This is a genomic window from Caulobacter endophyticus (assembly GCF_003116815.1).
Lineage (GTDB): Bacteria > Pseudomonadota > Alphaproteobacteria > Caulobacterales > Caulobacteraceae > Caulobacter > Caulobacter endophyticus.
Genome location: NZ_QDKQ01000041.1, coordinates 15787 through 36856, shown reverse-complemented (window position 1 = coordinate 36856; position 21070 = coordinate 15787). Strand labels below are relative to the sequence as shown.

Below are 21070 nucleotides of genomic sequence, written 5' to 3'. Positions count from 1 at the left end.
GAAGGTGAAGCGCCGTGACCACCGCCGACGCCGAAGCCACCCCCACCCCTGACCCCTCCCCCATCCAGGGGGAGGGGAAAGTCGCTTTGATCACGCGCCTGCTCGCTGGCTTCCTCGCCGCCCAGGTCGGGGTGTTCGCGCTCAGCGCCGCCTTCCCGCCGGACATGAGCCGCGCCAAGCGCTCCTCGCCGGTGGTGCTGGGCGAGCGCGGGGCGTGGCTGCGCGCCCTGCCGGTCGAGGACGGCCGCTGGCGGGTGCGGGCCGACCTGGAGCGCACCGACCCGACCTTCCTCAAGCGCCTGGTGGCGGTGGAGGACGCCCGTTTCCGCTGGCACCTGGGGGTCGATCCCATCGCCGTGGTCCGCGCCACGGGCTCGGCGGTCGTCCACGGCCGGGTCAGCAGCGGCGCCTCGACCCTGTCGATGCAGACCGCCCGCCTTCTGGAGCCCAGGCCGCGCAATCTGGGCAGCAAGCTTATAGAGATGGTCCGCGCCGTGCAGTTGGAAAGCCGGCTGAGCAAGGACGAGATTCTCGCCCTCTACCTGACGCTGGCCCCCTACGGCGGCAACCTGGAAGGGGTGCGCGGGGCCAGCCTCTCCTATTTCGGCCACGAGCCGTCCAGCCTGACCGACGGCGAGCAGGCCCTGCTGATCGCCCTGCCCCAGGCGCCCGAGGCCCGCCGTCCCGACCGACGGCCCGAGGCCGCCCGCGAGGCCCGCCGCGCGGTGCTCGACAAGATGGTACGCGCCGGGACCCTGGCCACGATCGCCGCCGTCGAGGCCGAGGGCGAGCCCATCCCCCGCCGCAGCGCCTTCCCGGCCCTGGCCTGGCACCTGGCGGGCCAGCAGGCCGCCGCCGCGCCCGCCAGCCGGTCCAGCGTGCTGACGACCATCGATCCCGATCTGCAGGCGCGGCTGGAGCCCCTGGCCGCCAGCGTCGCCGCCAGCCAGGGTCCCGAGGCCACCGCCGCCATCATCGTGGTGCGGATCCGCGACCGGGCCGTGCGCGCCCTGGTCGGCTCGGCCGGCCGCGAGCGACCCGGCGGCTGGGTGGACATGACCAGCGCCGCCCGCTCGCCCGGCTCGGCGCTGAAGCCCTTCGTCTACGCCTTCGCCTTCGACGACGGCATGCTGGCGCCCGACACTCAGATCGAGGACGCGGCCACCCGCTTCGCCGACTACCAGCCGGAAAACTTCGACCGCGTGTTCCACGGCAAGGTCACCGCCCGCGAGGCCCTGGCCTATTCGCTGAACGTGCCGGCCGTCGCCACCCTGGAGAAGATCGGCCCCGAAGCCTTCGCCGCCCGCCTCGAGGCCGGCGGCGTCAAGCTGCTGCGTCCCAAGGCCGAGGTGAAGGCCGCGGGCCTGGCCCTGGCCCTGGGCGGCGCGGGCATCACCCTGCGCGACCTCGTCACTCTCTACGCCGCCCTCGGCGACGGCGGCGTGGCCAAACCGCTGGCCTATACGGTGGACGAGGCCAAGACCCGCGAGCGTTCGGGCGGAACCCGCATCGCCCGGCCCGAAGCCGTGGGCCAGGTGCTCGACATCCTGCGCGAAGCCCCTGGCCCACGCGGCCGCGCCCCTTCGGCCCTGACCCGAGGCGGGCCGGCCATGGCCTTCAAGACCGGCACTTCCTACGGCTTTCGCGACGCGGTGGCGGCCGGGATCGTCGGCGGCCACGCCATCGTCGTCTGGACAGGCCGGGCCGACGGCGGCGCGCGCCGCGGCCTCACGGGACGCGACGCGGCCCTGCCCACCCTGTTCGACGTCGCCGACCTGGTGGGTGCGCCCGCCGCCGCCCCGCGTCCCATCGCGCCGAAGTCGGCCCCGGGGGCGCTGCAACAGCTGCGCACTGTCGCCGATGAGGGCCCGCGCCTGATCTTCCCGCCCGACGGGGCGACGGTGCAGGTCGAGGGTCTGGGCCAGGGCTCGCGCGGCCTTGTCCTGGCGGCCGGCGGCGAGAACCTGTCGTGGTATGTGGACGGCAAGCCCCTGGCCGACGATCCGGTCGGCGGCAAGCCGGTCTGGCGACCGGCCGCGGCGGGCTTCTATCGGCTGCGGGTGGTTGATGGCCAGGGCCGGGCGGCCAGCGCGCGGGTGCGCATCAGGGCGCCGGGCTAGACCTTCGAGGCCGCGGGCTTGCGGCGCAGGATCATCACGGTGGCGACCAGCAGCAGGCCGCCGACGACCACCGCGGTCAGCCAAACCGGATCGGGCTTCCAGTAGCCCAGATGGCGTGCGGCCAGATAGCCGGGAGCCAGGACGGTGATCACCCACACCGGGGCAGTGACGGTGTTGGCCGCGTGGAAGGTCCAGTCGCGCATGCGGGTCATGCCCGCGGCCATCGGCACGAACGGGCGCAGCGGGCCGAGGTAGCGAGCCACGGCCAGGGCCAGCACGCCGTAGCGGCGGGTGTAGAGGCGGGCGCGGGCCACGGTGCGGCGGTGCTTGGCCAGCACCGGATGGCGCACGGCCCAGGCGCCCATGTGGCGGCCCATCAGATAGGAGATCGCGTCGCCCAGAGCCGCGCCGACGCTGCACCAGACGATCACCTCGACCGGATGCAGCGAGCCGGTGGCGATCAGCGCACCGGCCGTCAGCATCACCGCCATGATCGGGATAAGCACCCCGACCAGCATCAGGGCTTCGAGCAGGGTGACGACCGCCAGGATCGCGCACACCAGCAGGCGGTGCTCGACGACGAGGCTGTGCAGGCTCTGGAGAAAGGCGTCCATGCAACCACCGTGACAGGGGATGGTGACGAACAAGTAAGGGCCGAACACCGATCCGCCAACTGCGACGATCGGGCGCGGCCCTCTTTTCCTGTCTCCTAGATGCCTTCGCCGGCGGTCGGGCCGGCCAGCACGCGGTGATAGTCCTCGATGCTCTCGATGCCGACATTGAGGTCGGTGACCAGGCCATTGGCCAGCGAATAGACCCAGCCATGCACCGCCAGGCTCTGGCCGCGGGCCCAGGCGTCCTGCACGAAGACGTCCGAGGCGACATTGCGCACCTGGCGGATGACGTTCAGCTCGCACAGGCGGTTGAGGCGGTCGCGCTCCTCGGGGATGGCGTCCAGCTCGCAGCGGTGTTCGGCGTGGACCTCGCGGATCGGGTGCAGCCAGTGATCGACCAGGCCCCGGCGCTTGCCGTCGATGGCCGCCGCCACGCCGCCGCAGCCGTAGTGGCCCACGACCATGATGTGCTTGACCTTCAGCACGTCGACCGCGAACTGCAGCACGCTGAGGTAGTTGGCGTCCTGCGGCGGGGCCAGGTTGGCGACGTTGCGGTGCACGAACAGCTCGCCCGGATCCAGGCCCACGATCTCGTTGGCCGGAACGCGGCTGTCGCTGCAGCCGATCCACAGGTACTCGGGGCTCTGCTGGTTCTCCAGGCGCTTGAAGAACTCGGCGTCGACCTCGGTCTTGCGCTTGGACCAGTTGGCGTTGTTGGTTTTCAGATCTTCAAGCATCGGCGGCGTCCGGCTGGAGGCTGGGGTGAGCAGCGGCGAAGGCGGGATGGTCGGCGGCGCGGTCGGCGGCCGCCACCAGGGTCGGATAGGGTGAAAGGTCGATGTCGAACCGGCGCGCGCCATAGACCTGAGGAACGATGCACACATCGGCCAGGGTCGGCGCGTCGCCATGGGCATAGGTCCCGCCGTGGGCGGCGACGGCGGCTTCGAGCGCGGTGAAGCCCTCGGCCAGCCAGCGGGCCATCCAGGCCTTGCGGGCAGGCTCGTCCTGGCCCCGCGCGGTCAGCTCGCCCATGACCCGCACGTTGTTGAGCGGATGAATGTCGCAGGCGACGACCTGGGCCATGGCCCGCACGCGGGCGCGGCCCAGCGGGTCGGCCGGCAGCAGGGCGGGCTCGGGAAAGGTCTCGTCCAGCCATTCGAGGATGGCCAGGCTCTGGGTCAGCACCACGCCGTCGCCCAGCGCCAGCGCCGGGGTCAGCCCCTGCGGATTGAGGTCGCGATAGGCGGCGGCTCGCTGCTCGCCCTTGAGCAGGTTCACCGGCGCCTGGTCGTAGGCGACGCCCTTCAGATTGAGGCCGACGCGGACGCGATAGGGCGCGGCCGCCCGCCAGTAGCCGAACAGCGTGAGGGTCACGGCCGCGCGCCTCCCGTCAGACCAGGCTGAAGGCCAGGGCGCCGACGCCGTCGACCTCGCCGGCGATCTCGTCGCCCCGAACCACCGCGGCGACGCCCTCGGGCGTGCCGGTGAAGATCAGGTCGCCGGCCGCCAGGGTCCACAGCTTGCTGGCCTCGGCGATGATCTCGGGAATGTTCCAGATCATGTCGGAGACCAGGCCCGTCTGGCGCTGCACGCCGTTGACGGTCAGCCAGATGGCGCCGTCGAACGTGGCCTCGGCCGCCGGGCGGATGGCCGAGATCGGGGCCGAGAAGTCAAAGGCCTTGCCCGCTTCCCAGGGATGGCCCTTGGCCTTGGCCGCGCCCTGCAGGTCGCGGCGGGTCAGATCAACGCCCACGGCATAGCCGAACACATGGTCCAGCGCGTCGTCGACGGCGATATCGGCGCCGCCCGACTTCAGCGCCACCACCAGCTCGATCTCGTGGTGTAGGTCAGCGGTGCGCGGCGGATAGGGCACTTGGCTCATCAGCGGCGCGATCGCGTCGGCCGGCTTGGCGAAGAAGAACGGCGGGTCGCGCTCGTCGCCGCCCATCTCGGCGCGGTGGGCGGCGTAGTTGCGGCCCACGCACAGGATGCGGCGCACCGGGAAGACCGCCTCGGATCCTTCCACCGGAACCGAAGGCTGGATGGGCGGGGGAAAGGCGAAGGTCGTCATGGCCGCCTGCTTAGACCCAAAACCGCCCGACCGGAACCCCGCCGGAAAAGCCCGCCATTCGTCGGGAACCCGACCGCCTAAACGTTCTTTCACTTGCCCAGGCTCGCGCCGTCTTGTCATGTCGCCGTGGGGACTGTTGGCGTTAACAAGACCGGGGGCCGTGAGTACCGATGCTGATCATCGAAAACCTGACGCACGTGTATGGCAACGGCGTGCGCGCCCTGGACGAGGTCAGCCTGACCATACCGCGCGGGATGTACGGCCTGCTGGGTCCCAACGGGGCCGGCAAGTCGACCCTGATGCGCACCATCGCCACCCTCCAGGCCCCGACCTCGGGCCACATCCGCTTCGGCGACATCGACGTCCTGAAGGATCCGGAAGGCCTGCGCCGCGTGCTCGGCTACCTGCCGCAGGACTTCGGCGTCTATCCGCGGGTCAGCGCCTACGACATGCTCGACCACATGGCGGTGCTGAAAGGCATCGCCGGCCGCAAGGAGCGCAAGGACACGGTCGAGAGCCTGCTGGCCCAGGTCAATCTGTGGAACGTGCGCAGCAAGGCCATCGCAGGCTTCTCGGGCGGCATGCGCCAGCGCTTCGGCATCGCCCAGGCCCTGATCGGCGATCCGCGCCTGATCATCGTCGACGAGCCCACCGCCGGCCTCGATCCGGAAGAGCGCAACCGCTTCCTCAACCTGCTGGCCGAGATCGGCGAGAACGTGGTCGTGATCCTGTCGACCCACATCGTCGAGGACGTCTCCGACCTCTGCCCGGCCATGGCCATCATCTGCGACGGCCGCATCGTGCGCGAAGGCGCCCCGGCCGACCTGATCCGCCAGCTGGACGGCCGGATCTGGAAGAAGACCATCGACAAGGCCGAGCTGGAGGACGCCCGCAAGGCCCACCAGGTGATCTCGACCCGGCTGCTGGGCGGCCGCACCATCATCCACGTCCTGGCCGACCAGGATCCCGGCGCCGGCTTCGCGCCCGTCACCGGCGGTCTCGAGGACGTCTATTTCTCGACCCTCGCCACCACCCGCTGCGCGGCGTAGGGGGCAGGCGGCATGTTCGGCAAGATCGCGAGCTTCGAGCTCCGCTACCAGCTGCGCTCCCCGGTGTTCTGGGTGGTCGCGGTCCTGTTCTTCCTGCTGGCGTTCGGCGCCACCACGATCAGCCAGATCAGCATCGGCCTGGGCCCCAGCGACCACCGCAACGGCCCGTTCGCCCTGGCGATGTCGTCGCTGGTCTTCTCGCTGTTCTACATGTTCGTGACGACGGCCTTCGTGGCCAACGTCATCGTCCGCGACGACGAGACCGGCTACGGCCCGATCCTGCGCACGACCAGGATCCGCAAGTTCGACTATCTCTACGGCCGCTTCACCGGCGCCGTCCTGGCCGCGGCGATCTCGTTCCTGGCCGTACCCCTGGCCATCTTCCTCGGCTCGCTGATGCCCTGGGTCGACAAGGAGACGCTCGGGCCGCAGATGCTCGATGCGTACGTCCTGTCGTACCTGACCTTCGCCCTGCCCAACATCCTGCTGACCTCGGCGATGTTCTTCGCCCTGGCCACCATCACCCGCTCGATGATGTGGACCTATGTCGGCGTCATCGGCTTCATGGTGCTGTGGGTCATCGCCGGCATCGCGCTGGACAAGCCCGAGTTCGAGACCGCCGCGGCGATGTGGGAGCCGCTGGGCACCAGCGCCTTCGGCCTGGTCACGCGCTACTGGACCGCCAACGAGCGCAACACCCTGATCCCGCCGCTGGAAGGCGTGCTGCTGTTCAACCGCGCCTTCGTCGTCGTGCTGGCCGCCGGCCTGCTGGCGGCGGCCTATGGCCTGTTCCGCTTCCAGTCGGCCGAGCTGTCGGCGGGCAAGACCCGCAAGGCCGCCCGCAAGGACGCCAAGGCCGAAGCCGCCACCCCGCCGCCGGCCCCGCGCCCGCTGCCCGCGCCGCGCCACGACGCCGCCGCGGCCTGGACCCAGTTCGTCGCCCGCACGCGCCTGGACATGGGCCAGGTGTTCAAGAGCCCGGCCTTCTTCGTGCTGCTGGCGCTGGGCCTGTTCAATGCGGCCGGCTCGCTGTGGTTCGCCACCGATGCGGACGGCTATGGCGGCCAGATCTATCCGGTGACCCGCGCCCTGCTGCGGCCGCTGCTGGGCTCGTTCAGCCTGATCCCGATGATCATCGCCATCTACTACGCCGGCGAGCTGGTCTGGCGCGAGCGCGAGCGCCGCACCCACGAGATCATCGACTCCACGCCGGTCGGCGACTGGGCCTTCACCGCCCCGAAGATCGCCGCCATCTCGCTGGTGCTGCTGTCGACCCTGTTGGTCAGCGTGGTCGCGGGCGTCGTCAGCCAGATCGGCCACGGCTACTTCCGGCTGGAGCTCGACAAGTACCTGCTGTGGTACGTCCTGCCCCAGGCCGTCGACTGGATCCTGCTGGCCGTGCTGGCGGTGTTCCTGCAGGTGCTGAGCCCGCACAAGTTCATCGGCTGGGGCCTGATGGTGGTCTACATCGTCACCCAGGTGACGTTCCAGAACCTCGGCTTCGAGCACAATCTCTACAACTACGGCGGTGCGCCGGGCACGCCGTTCTCCGACATGAACCGCCTGGGGGCGTTCTGGATCGGGGCCTGGTGGTTCCGCGCCTACTGGAGCGCCTTCGCCGTGCTGCTGGCGGTGCTGTGCTACGCCCTGTGGCGGCGCGGGACCGAGACCCGCCTGCTGCCGCGCCTGCGCCGCCTGCCCCGACGCCTGCGCGGCGCGAGCGGCGTGGTGTTCGGCGCCGTCTTCCTGGTCTTCGCCGGCCTGGGCGGCTTCATCTACGTCAACACCAACGTCTGGAACGCCTACCGCACCAATCTCGACGACGAACGCTGGACCGCCGACCTCGAAAAGGCGCTGCTGCGCTACGAGAACGCGCCCCAGCCCAAGATCGTCGGCATGAAGCTGGACGTCGACCTGCATCCGGGCGAGCCGCGCGCAGTGACCCGCGGCGCCTACGTCTTCCAGAACAAGACCGGCGCGCCCCTGAAGGAAATCCACGTCCGCTTCGACCGCGACCTGGCCGTTCGCGCCTTGTCGATCGAAGGCGCGCGGCCCAAGCAGACCTTCGAGCGCTTCAACTACCGGATCTTCGCCTTCGACACCCCGATGGCGCCGGGCGAGACGCGCCGGATGAGCTTCATCACCGAGCGTAGCCAGAAGGGCTTCAAGAACAGCGGCGACGAGCGTCGCGTGGTCGCCAACGGCACGTTCCTCAACAACATGGAGATCGCGCCGATCCTGGGCATGGGGCGCGACGGCCTGCTGCAGGATCGCGCCAAGCGCCGCAAGTACGGCCTGCCGCCCGAGCTGCGCATGGCCAGGCTGGGCGACGTGGCGAGCCGCCAGTTCAACGGCCTGCGCAAGGACGCCGACTTCGTCACCTCCGACATCACCGTCACCACCGACGCCGACCAGACGCCGATCGCGCCCGGCAGCAAGGTGTCCGAACGGGTTTGGAAGACGGGGAACCAGGAGCGCCGCACCGTGCGCTTCGTCGCCGACGCGCCTATCCTGCCGTTCCTGTCGATCCAGTCGGCCCGCTACGCGGTCTCGCGCGAGACCTACAAGGGCATCGACCTGGCGGTCTACTACGACCCTCAGCACGCCTGGAACATCGACCGCATGCGCGGCGCGATGAAGGCCTCGCTCGACTATTACCAGGCGCAGTTCAGCCCCTATCAGTTCAGGCAGCTGCGCTTCCAGGAATTCCCGGCCTACGCCGATTTCGCCCAGGCCTTCGCGGGCACGATCCCGTGGTCGGAGAGCATGTTCTTCATCGCCGACTACCGGAACCCCGAGAAGATCGACATGGTCACCTATGTCGGCGCCCACGAGATCGGCCACCAGTGGTGGGCCCACCAGGTGCTCGGCGCCGACCAGCAGGGCTCGACCATGCTGTCGGAGACCTTCGCCCAGTACTCGGCCCTGATGGTCATGAAGCGGATGTACGGCGAGGCCCAGATCCGCAAGTTCCTGAAGTTCGAGCTCAACAGCTACCTGCGCTCGCGCGGCGGCGACGTGCTCGAGGAGCAGCCGCTGGCCCGGGTGGAAAACCAGGGCTACATCCATTACCGCAAGGGCTCGCTGGTCATGTACCGGCTGCAGCACGAGGTAGGCGAGGAGACGGTCAACCGCGTCCTGCGCAGGCTGATCGCCGATCACGGCTTCAAGGGCGCGCCCTACCCGACCTCGCTCGACTTCCTGACCGCCCTGCGCGCCGAGGTCCCTGCCGACAGGCAGGCCCTGGTCACCGACCTCTTCGAGAAGATCACGCTCTACGACCTCAAGACCAAGAGCGCGACGGTCAGGAAGCGGGCCGACGGCCGGTTCGACGTCGCCCTCGTGGTCGAGGCCAGGAAGATGTACGCCGACGGTCGCGGCAAGGAGACCAACGCGCCCCTGAACGAGGTGCTGGACGTGGGCCTTTTCACGGCCGAGCCCGGCAAGAAGGACTTCGAGCAGAAGGACGTGGTGGCCATGGAACGCCGCCCGATCCGCAGCGGGACCCAGACCCTGACCTTCCTCACGAAGGTCGCCCCCCGCTTCGCCGGCGTCGACCCGTACAACATCGTCATCGACCGCAACGGCGACGACAACGTCGTGAAGACGGCGGACTGAATTGCTCCTCCCCCGTGAAACGGGGGAGGGGGACCCCGAAGGGGTGGAGGGGGCGAGACTGGGCTCGGCGCTCTGTCCCTCGCCCCCTCCGTCACGTCGCCGATGGCGCCGCGCCACCTCCCCCGCGCCTCGAGGGAGGAGCATAACGCTCCAAAGAAAAACCCCCGGCCTTCCGACCGGGGGTTTTCCACGTCAGGGCTCTTGCGAGCCCTGCTTCATGCCGTTCTACTTCATGCCGTTCTTCAGGCCTTCGGCCATGTTCAGGTGTTCCTGAACCTTGGGAGCGGTCTCGGCCGCGAAGGTCTTGATGGCGGCCACGTCGCCATCCTGGGCGTAGCGCTGCAGCAGGTTCAGGGCCGCCTGGTGGGCGTCGACCTGGCTGTCGGCGTACTTCTTGTCGAAGTCCTTGGCGTCGGCCTTGTTCAGGTCGTCCAGCTTGCCTTGCAGGTCTTCCGGCAGGGCGGTCGGCAGGGTGATGCTGGCGCCCGAGGCGGCGATCGCGGCCTTGAGGCCCTGGCTGGTGGCCGTGTGGGCGTCGATCATCGCCTGGGCGAACTTCTTGACGTCGGCGTTGGTCGAGCGCTTCAGCGCCACCTTGCCGGCCTCGATCTCGAACATGTCGCTGGCCGCGGCCTTGGCGGCGAAGTCCGGAGCGGCGGCTTCATCCGCTGGCGTAGGGACCGTGGCGGAGGGGTTGGCGTCCGGGGTCGCGGCCTGTTCGGCCGGCGTCGCCGCGCCCTTGGTTTCGTCGGTCTTCTGGCCGCAGGCGGCCAGGCTGAGAGCGGCGAAGGCGGCGCCGACGATGAGAAGCTTGCGGGTCATGGCTTTCTTTCCCTACGTGTTTTTCTAAGGAAGAAGCGGCAGCTTCACGCGCCGCCGTCTGGCGAACAAAGCCTCACGACCGCGTGATGGTTCCGTGATCGGGGAGAGGAACAAAATGACCCAAGGGCCGTTGGCGGGCGTCCGCGTCATCGAGATGGGCCAGCTGATCGCCGGTCCGTTCTGCGGCCAGGTGCTGGGCGACTTCGGCGCCGAGGTCATCAAGCTGGAAGACCCCAGGACCGGCGACCCGATGCGCCAGTGGGGACGCTCCAAGCCCCAGGGCCTGTCGCCCTGGTGGCCGGTCATCGGCCGCAACAAGAAGTCGGTGACCGTCGACCTGCGCACCGACGAAGGCCGCGCCATCGCCCGCGACCTGATCGCCGGGGCCGACGTCGTCGTCGAGAACTTCCGCCCCGGCACGCTGGAGAAATGGGGCCTGGGCTACGAGGCGCTATCCAGGCTCAATCCGGGCCTGGTGATGGCCCGCGTCTCGGGCTTCGGCCAGACCGGCCCCTACGCCAGGCGCGCCGGCTACGCCCTGGTCGGCGAGGCCATGGGCGGTCTTCGCCACATCACCGGCGAGCCCGACCGCAATCCGGCCCGGGCCGGGATCTCGATCGGCGACAGCCTGTCGGGCCTGAACGCCGCCCTGGGCGTGATGATGGCCCTTCACGCCCGCCACGCCACCGGGAAGGGCCAGGTGGTCGACGCGGCGATCTACGAGAGCGTGCTGACGGTGATGGAGAACCTGGTCACCGAATACGACCTGACCGGCTACATCCGCGAGCGTTCTGGCGCGGTGCTGCCCGGCATCGCCCCGTCCAACGTCTATCCGACCAGGAGCGGCGAACTCGTCCTGATCGGCGCCAACCAGGACACCCTGTTCAAGCGCCTGTGCGAACTGATGGGCCGGCCCGACCTGGCCGAGGACCCCCGCTATCGCGACCACGCCGCCCGAGGCGTCAACCAGGGCGAACTCGACGCCCGCATCGCCGCCTGGACCCTCGACCAGGACATCGACGACCTGCTGCCGAAGCTGGAGGAAGCGGGCCTGGCCTGCGGCCGCATCTACCGCGCGCCCGAAATGCTGGCCGACCCGCAATTCCAGGCCCGCGAGTCGATCGTCACCGTGCCCCACCCGGTGTTCGGCCAGGTGAAGATGCAGAACGCCTTCCCCCGCCTCACCGCCACTCCCGGCGGCGTCCGCTGGCCCGGCCCGACGCTGGGCGAACATACCCAGACCGTGCTTACCGAGGTGGCGGGAATGACGGCCGAGACGGTGGCCGAGCTGAAGGCGCGGGGGATCGTTTGAAGTCCGGAGGAGAAAACTCTTCTTCCGTAAAATCCCCGCGAAAGCGGGGACCCAGGCGTTTTATCGCCGAGCGCCACGCATTTCAGAAAAAGCCCAGGCCCCCGCTTTCGCGGGGGTTTTACGGGTTATTGGATCCCGCACGTCCGCAATGTCACGGACAAGGATTCGGCCGCGCCGCGTGGATGGCGTTCACCGCCTTCTCCAGCTCCTCGGTCCACTCCACGTCGAATGCGTCGATATCCGTCTTCAGTTGCTCCATGCTCGTGGCGCCGATGATCGTGGCGGTGACGAACGGGCGGGCGTCGACGAATTTCAGGGCCAGGTGCGCCGGGTCCAGGCCGTGCTGGCGGGCCAGGTCCACATAGGCCGTGAAGGCCTCGATCGCGCCGGGACCCTCATAGCGCTGCATGCGGTTGTAGAGCGCCTTGCGCGAGCCCTCGGGCAGGTTTCCGCCCAGGTACTTGCCGGTCAGCTGGCCCTGGGCCAGGGGCGAATAGGCCAGCAGGCCAACCTGCTCGCGCATGGCGACCTCGGCCAGGCCGTATTCGAACACCCGGTTGGCCAGGTGATAGGCGTTCTGGATCGAGGCGATGCGCGGCAGGCCCCGCTTTTCGCTTTCGGCCAGGAACTTCATCACGCCCCAGGGAAACTCGTTGGAGACGCCAATGCTGCGGATCGAGCCCTTCTTCACATGCTCGTCCAGCGCTTCCAGGATATCCCCGAAGCGCTCGTAGTCGTCGTCATAGTCCTTATAGGTCTGGCCGCCGAACACCCGCACCGCGCGGTCGGGCCAGTGCAGCTGGTAGAGGTCGAGATAGTCGGTCCGCAGGCGCTTCAGCGAGCCTTCCACCGCCTCGTCGATCTGGGCCCTGGTCTGACGGGTGCTGGCGCCGTCGGCGCGCATCCACGGCAGGCCGCCGAAGGCCGAGCCGCGGCCGGCGACCTTCGAGGCCAGGACGATGTCCTTGCGCTTGCCCGTCCTGGCCAGCCAGCTGCCGATGTAGCGCTCGGTGCGGCCTTGTGTCTCGGCCGTCGGCGGGCTGGCGTACATCTCGGCCGTGTCCCAGAAGGTGACCCCGCGCCCCAGCGCATAGTCCATCTGGGCGTGGGCCTCTTCCTCGCTGTTCTGCGAGCCCCAGGTCATGGTGCCCAGGCAGCAGCGCGAGACCTGGATGCCGGTGCGGCCGAGTTCGACGTAGTCCATGAAGTCCCCTGCTTGGCTTTGCCCGACCTGTTTAAGACGTCATGCCGCCCAGGCGAACCGAAACCTCCGCCGGCCGGACATACTTTGATACATCCGCCCCGCCCTGGTCTTTCCGCCAGGAGCCTTGCGCGGAAGGCCATTCGATCCGATATTTCACACGTGTCCCCTCGGGGACGGAGAAAACATAAGGGCTACTCTCGATGAGCGACTTCAACCGCGGCTATGCGCGCTCGATCCCGGCGGATCGCGCCGACATGTCGGTTGACGCCGGACTGCGCAGCTTCATGCTCGGCGTCTACAACAAGGTGGCGTTGGGACTTCTGCTGTCGGCCGCCCTGGCCTTCCTGACCAGCGCCTACGCGCCGGTCACCAGCCTGCTGTACCTGACCACCCCGGACGGCCGCCTGGCCGGCTTCACCCTGCTGGGCACGGCGATCCGCTTCGCCCCGCTGGTGATGATGCTTGTGGCCATGTTCGCCATGCGCAACCCAACCGCCCGTTCGTCCGGCATCCTCTACTGGGCGCTGGTGGCGACCATCGGCGCCGGCTCGGGCGTGTGGCTGCTGGCCTATACCGGCGCCTCGGTGGCCAGCACCTTCCTGATCACCGCCACCGCCTTCGGCGCGCTCAGCCTATTCGGCTACACCACCAAGAAGAACCTGTCGGGCTTCGGCAGCTTCCTGATGGTGGGCCTGATCGGCCTGATCCTCGCCTCGCTGGTGCAGGTGTTCTTCCCGATGCCGGGCCTGGGCTTCATCATCAGCGTGCTGGGCGTGTTCATCTTCGCGGGCCTGATCGCCTACGACACCCAGAACCTGAAGATGTCCTACTACCAGATGGGCGGCGATCAGCAGTCGATGGCCGTGGCCACCAACTACGGCGCGCTGAACCTCTATCTGAACTTCATCAACCTGTTCCAATTCCTGCTCAGCATCTTCGGCTCGCGCCGATAAGCCCCTCGCAGGCGACGAACGAAGCCCCGGCGGAGCGATCCGCCGGGGCTTTTTCGTGGTGCCTCGGGGTGTTCAGTCGACGACCTTGAACCGGCCCTTGTCGAACAGCCGCAGCACCTGGGCCAGTTCGTGGCCGCGCTTGAGCACCATGCCGCCCTGGCCGCGCACCAGCCACTGGCCCTGCTTGCGGGCGAGCTCTGGCCACTTCTCCACGCGGTAGAGCGGCGCCTCGGCGGCATGGCGGAAGATCGAGAAGGCCGCGTGGTCGGCCGCGCCGCCCATGCCGTAGTCGCGCCACTCGCCGGCCGCGACCATCCGGCCATAGAGCCGCAGGAGCTGGTCGATCTCGCGCCGCTCGAAGAACACGACGCCGCCGACGGGAGGGGAGACATCAAGGGCCATGGAGGCGAATCCTAACCCCAAATCACCTCTTCAGGCGAGCGTCACGGATCCGCAACACTGTTCGACGAAGCGACAAGCCAAGCTGCAGCAGGCCACGAAATGACCTTGTTTCGGTCCTTCGCCCGCCCGGTTCGAGGGCGAAAAAGTCAGTGTCGGCTGATCGGAGACCCCACGGTCCAGGATCCTGAACAGCCCCCCCAGCCCCCCTTGATCGCGGGCCGGTCGGCCGACAGACCAAATCAAGAGAACCCCTCTCTTAACTGCAGAGCCCGCGTGGAAACCCCTCCCACGCGGGCTTTTCGCATTTGGGGTTGAGGCGGCTTGCGGAACTGCAAAGATCGCCACAGAGCCGCCCCACCCCGTCGCGAAAGAACCCTGATCGCGCCCTTCGCCGGCCTCTTGGGGCCTCGATAGTCTCATGGTCGGTCGATCGGAACGCCTCGCGGTCCGGGATCCTGAACAGCCCCTCCAGCCCTTCCGGCTCGCGGGCGCCCCGTTCGACCGGCGCGTATCTTCTATCCCCTCCCCTAAAGACCCCGCGTCGCCGACCATCCCCTAGGCGAGGCGGGGTTTCTTTTGTCTGGAAGGCGGAGGCCCTAGCGGCTCTTGCCGCCGGGGGGCAGCACGCCCAGCACCCGGCCGCCCTTGGCACCCTGGACGATGATGGCGGTGGCCAGGTCGTCGTCCTTGGCCAGCACGGGCAGGCGGTACATCTTCGGGCGGCCCGTCCAGGCCCCGATCTTGACGATCTCGCGCACCACGTTGCGATGAACAATGGTCTGGCCGCGATTGTCGCCGCGCTTGACGGCGATCTCCTGCTTGCGCGGATCAAAGCGCACCAGCCACACCTCGGCCCCGCCGCGCGGGGCCGCGCCCGAGCCGATCGCCACGCGACCCGTACCCACGAACTCCATGTCCGGCGCGGGCGGCAGGTGGGCGGTGTCGATCAGGCGCTCGACGGTCTCGGCCTTGGCGCCCGAGGCCTGCACCTTGCCGGCCACGACCACCTGGGGCGTGGGCACGTCACGCAGGGCGAAAGCCTTGGCGTAGGCGCGCTGGCGCTCGACGAAGGCCGGCTTGGCGAAGGTGTCCTTCCAGCCCAGATAGTCCCAGTAGTCGACCGAATAGGTCAGGGCCAGCACGTCGTCGCGCTCGGCGAGCTCGGCGGCCGCCTGGTTGGCCCTGCCGCAGGACGAACAGCCCTGGGCGGTGAAAAGCTCGACCAGCACGGGAGACTTGGCCGCGGCCGGAGCGGCGGCGAGGCTCGTGAGGACGAGGGAGACAAGGGAGATCAAGGCCGTACGCATGTGCGGCGCACTTAAGCCAAGAAAGCGCTGCGTCGCCCCTCACGAGGCCGTGAAATGACCGCTTCGGCGCCAGGAAATCCACACGACAACGATGTCGGCACCCCGGCAGACCGCCGGGCGAACGAAAACGGCCGGCCCCAGGGGGACCGGCCGTCTCGTATTCAACGTCTGAAGAACGTCGCTGCTTAGTCGGCCTTGGCCAGGTTACGCAGCACGTAGTTCAGGACGCCGCCGTTCTTGAAGTATTCGAGTTCGGTCGGCGTATCGATGCGGCAGCGCACCGGGAAGCGGGCGATGCGGCCGTCGGTCGGGCGGTAGAGCTCGACGATCAGCTGCTTGCGCGGGGCCAGATCCGTCAGGCCACGGATCGAGACCAGCTCTTCGCCGGTCAGCTCCAGCTTCTGCCAGCCGTCCTGGATGAACTGCAGCGGCAGCACGCCCATGCCGACCAGGTTCGAGCGGTGGATGCGCTCGAAGCTCTCGGTGATCACCGCGCGGACGCCCAGGAGCTTGGTGCCCTTGGCGGCCCAGTCACGCGACGAGCCGGTGCCGTATTCCTTGCCGGCGAACACGACGGCCGGACGGCCCTCGGCCTGGTACTTCATGGCCGCGTCGTAGATCGGCATCACTTCGCCCGACGGGAAGTGCTTGGTCACGCCGCCTTCGATCTCCGGGGTGATCTTGTTGCGGATGCGGATGTTGGCGAAGGTGCCGCGCATCATGACTTCGTGGTTGCCGCGGCGGGCGCCGTAGCCGTTGAAGTCGATCGGCTCGACGCCGTGGTTGACCAGGTACTGGCCAGCCGGGCTCGAGGTCTTGATCGAACCGGCCGGGCTGATGTGGTCGGTGGTGATCGAATCGCCGAACACGGCCAGGACGCGGGCTTCCACGATGTCGGTGACCGGAGCCGGCGTCATCGACATGTTCGGGAAGTAGGGCGGGTTCTGGACGTAGGTCGACTCGCCTTCCCAGGCGTAGGTCTGGCCGCCGGTCACCTTGATGCCCTGCCAGTTCTTGTCGCCCTTGAAGACGTCGCCGTAGCGGCTGGCGAACATCTTCTCGTTGATCGACTTGCGCTGCAGGGCGGCGATGTCCTCGTTCGACGGCCAGATGTCGCGCAGGAAGACGTCGTTGCCCTTCTTGTCCTTGCCGATCGGCTGGGTGTTCAGGTCGATCTTCAGCGAGCCGGCCAGGGCGTAGGCCACCACCAGCGGCGGCGAGGCCAGGTAGTTGGCGCGGACGTCCGGGTTCACGCGGCCTTCGAAGTTACGGTTGCCCGAGAGCACCGAGCAGGCGACCAGGTCGTTCTCGTTGATCGTCTTGCTGATGTTTTCCGGCAGCGGACCCGAGTTGCCGATGCAGGTCGTGCAGCCGTAGCCGACCAGGTTGAAGCCCAGGGCGTCCAGGTGCTTGGTCAGGCCGGCCTTGGCCAGGTAGTCGGTGACGACCTGCGAGCCGGGGGCCAGCGAGGTCTTCACCCACGGCTTGGCCTTCAGGCCCTTGGCGACCGCGTTCTTGGCCAGCAGGCCGGCGGCGATCAGGACCGAGGGGTTGGAGGTGTTGGTGCACGAGGTGATGGCGGCGATCACCACATCGCCGTGGCCGACGTCGAAGTCCTCGCCTTCGACCGGAGCGCGGAACTCGGGGCTTTCGGCCTTGCCGAACTCACCGACCAGCGACTCGGCGAACTTGCTCGAGGCGTCGGCCAGCAGGACGCGGTCCTGCGGGCGCTTCGGACCGGCCAGCGACGGCAGGACCGTGCCCAGGTCCAGTTCCAGGCTGTCGGTGAAGGTCGGCTCGGCGACGCCGGGCTCCCACCACAGGCCCTGTTCCTTGGCGTAGGCTTCCACCAGGGCGACGCGCTCGGCGTCGCGGCCGGTGCCCTTCAGGAAGGCGACGGTGGCGGCCGAGATCGGGAAGAAGCCGCAGGTGGCGCCGTATTCCGGAGCCATGTTGGCGATCGTCGCCTGGTCTTCCAGGGTCAGGTTGGCCAGGGCGTCGCCGTAGAATTCGACGAACTTGCCGACCACGCCCTTCTTGCGCAGCATCTGGGTGACGGTCAGCACCAGGTCGGTGGCCGTCGCGCCTTCCGGCATGGCGCCGGTCAGCTTGAAGCCGATGACTTCCGGGATCAGCATCGGGATCGGCTGGCCGAGCATGGCGGCTTCGGCTTCGATGCCGCCGACGCCCCAGCCCAGGACAGACAGGCCGTTGACCATGGTGGTGTGGCTGTCGGTGCCGACGACGGTGTCGGGGTAGGCCACCTCGGCGCCGTCGACCATGGCGGTCCAGACGGTTTGCGCGAGGTATTCCAGGTTCACCTGGTGGCAGATGCCAGTGCCGGGGGGCACGACGCGGAAGTTGTTGAAGGCCGACGAGCCCCAGCGCAGGAAGCGGTAGCGCTCGATGTTGCGCTCGTACTCACGCTTGACGTTGGCGTCGTAGGCCTTGCTGTCACCGAAGTTGTCGACCATCACCGAGTGGTCGATGACCAGGTCGACGGGGTTCAGCGGGTTGATCTTGGCCGGGTCGGCGCCCAGGGCGACCATGGCGTCGCGCATCGCGGCCAGGTCGACGACGGCGGGCACACCCGTGAAGTCCTGCATCAGCACGCGGGCCGGGCGGAAGCTGATCTCGTGCTCGACCGAGCCCTTGTTTTCCAGCCAGTTGGCGACGGCCTTCAGGTCGGCTTCGTTGACCGAGACGCCGTCTTCGTAACGCAGCAGGTTTTCCAGCAGCACCTTCATCGAGACGGGCAGCGAGCCCGTACCGGCCAGACCGGCTTCCTCGGCGGCGCGAAGGCTGTAATAGACGTAGGTCTTACCGCCGACGACGAGTTCGCGGCGGGTTTTGAGGCTGTCGACAGACGCCATTTCGAAGGATCCCTTCTCTGTTCACGGCCGCCGGAAAACCACTCCCGGGATCGCGCGATCGAGGCGGACCCACAGCGTCCATCCTCGCGCCGCGTACGCCCCATCCTAAGCGGAGGGTGACGGCCGAGCGCTTCTTAGCGCCGGTTACCCACAACGTCCATGCAAGGTGCATGGACTTCCAATGATGAGAGCCGTTCGCATAAAGGGTTTGAGCCTGTCGCGGGGTGAACGGACCCTGTTTTCGGGCCTCGATCTGGACCTCGAAAGCGGTGACGCCGTGGCCCTCCTGGGCCGCAACGGGGCGGGCAAGACCAGCCTCCTGCGGGCCGTCGCCGGGCTGCTGCGGCCCCAGGCCGGAACCATAGGTTTCGAAGGCTCCGAAGGGCGGATACTGGAAGCGGAAGTCGCCCGCGCCGACCACCTGCACCTGGCCGGCCATCACGACGGCCTGAAGACCGCCCGCACCGCCTGGGAGGAACTGCTGTTCCAGACCCGCTGGACCGGCGGGAGCGAGGCCTCAGCCCGCGCCGCCGTCGAGCGGCTGGAGCTTGGCCGCCTGCTCGACCTGGAGGTTCGCCGCCTGTCGGCCGGCCAGCGTCGCCGCGTCTCCCTGGCCCGGCTGCTGGCCAGCCCCCGCCCGCTCTGGCTGCTCGACGAGCCGATGGCCCCGCTGGACGCCGCCCACCGCGCCGCCTTCGGCGCGATCCTGGCGCAGCACCTGGCGGGCGGCGGCATGGTGCTGGCCGCCGTGCACGACCCCCTGCCCGTTCCCGCCCGCCTGGTGGAGGTCGGCGCATGAGGGGGTTCGGCGTCCTCTTCCGGCGCGAATTCGCCCTGGCCTGGGGCCGGGGCGGCGGACCGCTGCTGGCCCTGGCCTTCTACGCCTGCGTCGTCACCCTGCTGCCCCTGGCCGCCGGCCGCGCGCCCGAACGCCTGGCGAGCCTGGCCCCCGGCATCGCCTGGCTGGCCCTGGCCCTGGCCGCCCTGCTCTCGCTGGAGCGCCTGTTCGAGCGCGACTTCGAAGACGGCGCGCTCGACCTGCTGGCCCTGGGGCCCGCTCCCCTCGAAGCCGTCGCCGCCGCGAAATGCCTGGCCCACTGGCTGGCGGCCGGCGCGCCGCTGGCCCTGGCCGCTCCGATAGCGGCGGTGGCGCTGGGTGCCTCGCCGGCGACCATGCCCCTGCTGTTCGTCTGCGCTCTGGCCGGGGGCCTGGCCTTCTCGTTCCTCGGCGGCCTGGGGGCCGCCCTGTCGCTGGGCAGCAAGCGCGGCGGCCTGCTGGTGGCGGTCATCGTCCTGCCGCTCTACGCCCCGCCGGTGATCTTCGGGGCCGGCGCGCTGGACGCCCTGGCCGGCGGCCTGCCCTGGACCGGCGGCCTGCTGTTCCTGCTGGCCTACAGCGCCGCGGCGATCGCGCTCAGCCCCCTGGCCATGGCCGCGGCCTGCCGCAACGCCCTCGACTGAAGCCTTTCGGATCGCAAATTTGCGGCGCCGCACAATGACGCGGCGAGGGCGGATTGATTTTTGGACGAATTCGTCCATTTATCCCCCGTCGCGTCCGACAGGCGAACATTGGTCCGCCGGACGCCTACCTCCTGTCAGGATTTGGCCATGGCCGAGACGAAGAAGAAGAAGCTGGTTCCGCTGCTGATCGCCGGGGTCGCCGGGGTCGCCATCCTGGCCGGCGGCGTCTTCTGGTACATCGACAAGCAGCGCTTCGAGAGCACCGACAACGCCTTCGTCCGGGCCGACACCGTCTCGGTCAGTCCCCAGGTCACCGGCTACGTGGCCGAGGTCCTGGTGGCCGACAACCAGCGCGTCGAAGCCGGCCAGGTGCTGGCCAAGATCGATCCCTCCACCTTCCAGGCCCGGCTCGACCAGGCCATCGCCAACGCCGCCGCCCTCGACGCCGCCATCAAGAGCGTCGACGACAAGGCCGTCCTCGAACAGGCCCTGATCCAGCAGCGCCAGGCGGGCGTGGCCAGCGCCCAGGCCGACGCCGGCCGGGCCCGCGCCGACCTCGCCCGCTACGACGCCCTGGCCAGGCAGGGCTGGGTCTCGCAGCAGAAGGTCCAGACCGAGGCCGCCGGCGCCAAGCAGTCGGACGCCACCGTCGCCAGCGCCCAGGCCGCCCTGGAGGCCGAGCGCCGCACCGCCTCGTCGCTGGGCTCGGCCCGCGCCCAGACCGTGGCCCAGGCCGCCGCCGCCCACGCCGCCGTCGACCAGGCTCGCATCGACCTGGAACGCACCGTGATCCGCGCCCCCGCCGCCGGCGTCGTCGGCGCCCGCACCGTGCGCCCCGGCCAGCTGGTGCAGCCGGGCGTGGTCCTGATGTCGGTGGTGCCGGTCGGCCAGAGCTTCGTGGTCGCCAACTTCAAGGAGACCCAGGTCGCCCGCCTGCGCGTCGGCCAGCCGGTCGAGATCCACGCCGACGCCTTCGGCAAGCAGAAGATCGTCGGCAAGGTCGACAGCTTCGCCCCGGCCACCGGCCAGGAGTTCGCCCTGATCCCGGTCGAGAACGCGGTGGGCAACTTCACCAAGATCACCCAGCGGTTGCCGGTCAAGATCGTGGTCGACCGCACCGGCGCCGGCGCGGCCCTGCGTCCGGGCCTGTCGGTCGAGGTCAAGGTCGACGTGCGCGACCGCTCGGGCCCGTCCTTCGCCGATGCAGGCCAGGGGGCGAGCCAAGTGGCCCGCGCGCCGACCGCGACCCAGGCCCGCTAAGGCC

The 21070-nt window shown here is 69.1% G+C and carries 17 protein-coding genes; 8 read left to right on the top strand and 9 right to left on the bottom strand.

Translation table 11 applies throughout. The annotated features are described in order from the left end of the window. The first annotated feature begins 62 nt into the window (after window positions 1–62). A complete protein-coding gene (gene pbpC, locus DDF67_RS12010; protein ID WP_233247632.1) occupies window positions 63–2120 on the top strand; it encodes a penicillin-binding protein 1C in 2058 nt (685 codons plus the stop codon). Here the strand turns inward: pbpC and DDF67_RS12005 are convergent. From DDF67_RS12005 to DDF67_RS11990, 4 genes are all read right to left on the bottom strand, one after another. After that, the gene (locus DDF67_RS12005) at window positions 2117–2734 is read right to left on the bottom strand and encodes a DedA family protein (protein WP_101720328.1); all 618 of its coding nucleotides are present in this window, start codon (window positions 2732–2734) and stop codon (window positions 2117–2119) included. The two genes, pbpC and DDF67_RS12005, sit on opposite strands and share 4 nt — an antisense overlap. Window positions 2735–2829: 95 nt before the next feature. Then, window positions 2830–3471, bottom strand: coding sequence for a carbonic anhydrase (locus DDF67_RS12000; protein WP_109101132.1), 642 nt, complete (start codon window positions 3469–3471; stop codon window positions 2830–2832). Further along, window positions 3464–4108 carry a maleylacetoacetate isomerase gene (maiA, locus tag DDF67_RS11995; RefSeq protein WP_109101131.1) on the bottom strand — a complete coding sequence of 215 codons (645 nt, stop codon included), beginning with the start codon at window positions 4106–4108 and terminating at the stop codon, window positions 3464–3466. Before maiA ends, DDF67_RS12000 begins: the two co-directional genes overlap by 8 nt. Window positions 4109–4124: 16 nt before the next feature. Beyond that, window positions 4125–4805, bottom strand: a complete 681-nt coding sequence (locus tag DDF67_RS11990; RefSeq protein WP_109101130.1) for a fumarylacetoacetate hydrolase family protein — start codon at window positions 4803–4805, stop codon at window positions 4125–4127. 170 nt (window positions 4806–4975) lie between these two features. Here DDF67_RS11990 and DDF67_RS11985 point away from each other — a divergent pair, with 170 nt between their 5' ends. Continuing rightward, a complete protein-coding gene (locus DDF67_RS11985; protein WP_109101129.1) occupies window positions 4976–5854 on the top strand; it encodes an ABC transporter ATP-binding protein in 879 nt (292 codons plus the stop codon). Window positions 5855–5866: 12 nt separating this feature from the next. After that, window positions 5867–9472, top strand: a complete 3606-nt coding sequence (locus DDF67_RS11980; protein ID WP_109101128.1) for an ABC transporter permease/M1 family aminopeptidase — start codon at window positions 5867–5869, stop codon at window positions 9470–9472. A 225-nt stretch (window positions 9473–9697) separates the two neighbouring features. Here DDF67_RS11980 and DDF67_RS11975 read toward each other — a convergent pair whose 3' ends face one another. Continuing rightward, a complete protein-coding gene (locus DDF67_RS11975) occupies window positions 9698–10294 on the bottom strand; it encodes a DUF4142 domain-containing protein (RefSeq protein WP_109101127.1) in 597 nt (198 codons plus the stop codon). Between the two features lie 115 nt (window positions 10295–10409). On the opposite strand from DDF67_RS11975, the gene DDF67_RS11970 reads away from it, so the two are divergent. Then, entirely contained in the window at window positions 10410–11606 is a 1197-nt protein-coding gene (locus tag DDF67_RS11970) for a CaiB/BaiF CoA transferase family protein (RefSeq protein ID WP_109101126.1), read from the top strand. A gap of 151 nt (window positions 11607–11757) precedes the next feature. On the opposite strand, the gene DDF67_RS11965 is transcribed toward DDF67_RS11970, so the two are convergent. Next, window positions 11758–12810 carry an aldo/keto reductase gene (locus DDF67_RS11965; RefSeq protein ID WP_109101125.1) on the bottom strand — a complete coding sequence of 351 codons (1053 nt, stop codon included), beginning with the start codon at window positions 12808–12810 and terminating at the stop codon, window positions 11758–11760. Window positions 12811–13010: 200 nt separating this feature from the next. Here DDF67_RS11965 and DDF67_RS11960 point away from each other — a divergent pair, with 200 nt between their 5' ends. Continuing rightward, window positions 13011–13763 carry a Bax inhibitor-1/YccA family protein gene (locus DDF67_RS11960; RefSeq protein WP_109101124.1) on the top strand — a complete coding sequence of 251 codons (753 nt, stop codon included), beginning with the start codon at window positions 13011–13013 and terminating at the stop codon, window positions 13761–13763. Window positions 13764–13835: 72 nt separating this feature from the next. Here DDF67_RS11960 and DDF67_RS11955 read toward each other — a convergent pair whose 3' ends face one another. The 3 genes from DDF67_RS11955 to acnA form a co-directional block, all read right to left on the bottom strand. Then, complete coding sequence (locus DDF67_RS11955) at window positions 13836–14165, bottom strand: DUF2794 domain-containing protein (RefSeq protein WP_101715256.1); 330 nt, start codon at window positions 14163–14165, stop codon at window positions 13836–13838. A 596-nt stretch (window positions 14166–14761) separates the two neighbouring features. Then, window positions 14762–15472 carry a DUF1223 domain-containing protein gene (locus tag DDF67_RS11950; RefSeq protein WP_109101123.1) on the bottom strand — a complete coding sequence of 237 codons (711 nt, stop codon included), beginning with the start codon at window positions 15470–15472 and terminating at the stop codon, window positions 14762–14764. Between the two features lie 185 nt (window positions 15473–15657). Continuing rightward, complete coding sequence (acnA, locus tag DDF67_RS11945; protein ID WP_109101122.1) at window positions 15658–18345, bottom strand: aconitate hydratase AcnA; 2688 nt, start codon at window positions 18343–18345, stop codon at window positions 15658–15660. Window positions 18346–18526: 181 nt separating this feature from the next. Here acnA and ccmA point away from each other — a divergent pair, with 181 nt between their 5' ends. The 3 genes from ccmA to DDF67_RS11930 all read left to right on the top strand — a co-directional run bounded on the left by ccmA (window position 18527) and on the right by DDF67_RS11930 (window position 21066). Continuing rightward, a complete protein-coding gene (gene ccmA / locus DDF67_RS11940) occupies window positions 18527–19144 on the top strand; it encodes a heme ABC exporter ATP-binding protein CcmA (protein WP_109101121.1) in 618 nt (205 codons plus the stop codon). After that, window positions 19141–19806, top strand: a complete 666-nt coding sequence (ccmB, locus tag DDF67_RS11935) for a heme exporter protein CcmB (protein WP_109101120.1) — start codon at window positions 19141–19143, stop codon at window positions 19804–19806. The genes ccmA and ccmB overlap by 4 nt, the downstream gene beginning before the upstream one ends. Before the next feature lie 141 nt (window positions 19807–19947). Continuing rightward, window positions 19948–21066 (top strand): HlyD family secretion protein, encoded by a 1119-nt coding sequence (locus DDF67_RS11930; protein WP_199229218.1) that lies wholly within the window; start codon window positions 19948–19950, stop codon window positions 21064–21066. The last annotated feature ends 4 nt before the right edge of the window (window positions 21067–21070 follow it).

Excerpts from the sequence above, each read along its gene's own strand:
- DDF67_RS11975 (WP_109101127.1), bottom strand. The coding sequence starts at position 10,294 with ATGACCCGCAAGCTTCTCATCGTCGGCGCCGCCTTCGCCGCTCTCAGC.
- DDF67_RS12005 (WP_101720328.1), bottom strand. The coding sequence starts at position 2,734 with ATGGACGCCTTTCTCCAGAGCCTGCACAGCCTCGTCGTCGAGCACCGC.
- DDF67_RS11980 (WP_109101128.1), top strand. The coding sequence starts at position 5,867 with ATGTTCGGCAAGATCGCGAGCTTCGAGCTCCGCTACCAGCTGCGCTCC.
- ccmA (WP_109101121.1), top strand. The coding sequence starts at position 18,527 with ATGATGAGAGCCGTTCGCATAAAGGGTTTGAGCCTGTCGCGGGGTGAA.
- DDF67_RS11955 (WP_101715256.1), bottom strand. The coding sequence starts at position 14,165 with ATGGCCCTTGATGTCTCCCCTCCCGTCGGCGGCGTCGTGTTCTTCGAG.
- DDF67_RS12000 (WP_109101132.1), bottom strand. The coding sequence starts at position 3,471 with ATGCTTGAAGATCTGAAAACCAACAACGCCAACTGGTCCAAGCGCAAG.
- DDF67_RS11960 (WP_109101124.1), top strand. The coding sequence starts at position 13,011 with ATGAGCGACTTCAACCGCGGCTATGCGCGCTCGATCCCGGCGGATCGC.
- ccmB (WP_109101120.1), top strand. The coding sequence starts at position 19,141 with ATGAGGGGGTTCGGCGTCCTCTTCCGGCGCGAATTCGCCCTGGCCTGG.
- acnA (WP_109101122.1), bottom strand. The coding sequence starts at position 18,345 with ATGGCGTCTGTCGACAGCCTCAAAACCCGCCGCGAACTCGTCGTCGGC.
- DDF67_RS11985 (WP_109101129.1), top strand. The coding sequence starts at position 4,976 with ATGCTGATCATCGAAAACCTGACGCACGTGTATGGCAACGGCGTGCGC.
- DDF67_RS11970 (WP_109101126.1), top strand. The coding sequence starts at position 10,410 with ATGACCCAAGGGCCGTTGGCGGGCGTCCGCGTCATCGAGATGGGCCAG.
- DDF67_RS11990 (WP_109101130.1), bottom strand. The coding sequence starts at position 4,805 with ATGACGACCTTCGCCTTTCCCCCGCCCATCCAGCCTTCGGTTCCGGTG.
- DDF67_RS11965 (WP_109101125.1), bottom strand. The coding sequence starts at position 12,810 with ATGGACTACGTCGAACTCGGCCGCACCGGCATCCAGGTCTCGCGCTGC.
- DDF67_RS11950 (WP_109101123.1), bottom strand. The coding sequence starts at position 15,472 with ATGCGTACGGCCTTGATCTCCCTTGTCTCCCTCGTCCTCACGAGCCTC.